At 39.3% G+C, this 242-nt stretch carries 1 protein-coding gene; it reads left to right on the plus strand.

Translation table 11 applies throughout. The annotated features are described in order from the left end of the window. Positions 1 to 231: transposase (locus tag AB4167_RS21795; RefSeq protein WP_372137012.1), on the plus strand; the 231-nt coding region annotated here is incomplete at its 5' end. Positions 232 to 242 lie beyond the last annotated feature (11 nt).

Below are 242 nucleotides of genomic sequence, written 5' to 3' on the forward strand. Positions count from 1 at the left end.
GCTAACCCATTTGATAATGTCAGTATTATCAAATTGCCGCCATACTCACCAGAGCTTAACCCTATAGAGCAAGTGTGGAGTTGGTTAAGGCAACACTATCTAGCAAACCAAAACTTCATTGATTATAACGATATTGTTTCGAAGGTCTGTAGCGCTTGGAATGGATTTCTTGAGTGCAAAGATCGCGTCACAAAAATGTGTACAAGAGATTGGATTGACCTGATCAGTTAATTTTCCGGATT

Source organism: Vibrio sp. 10N.286.49.E11, from assembly GCF_041469505.1.
GTDB lineage: Bacteria > Pseudomonadota > Gammaproteobacteria > Enterobacterales > Vibrionaceae > Vibrio > Vibrio crassostreae_C.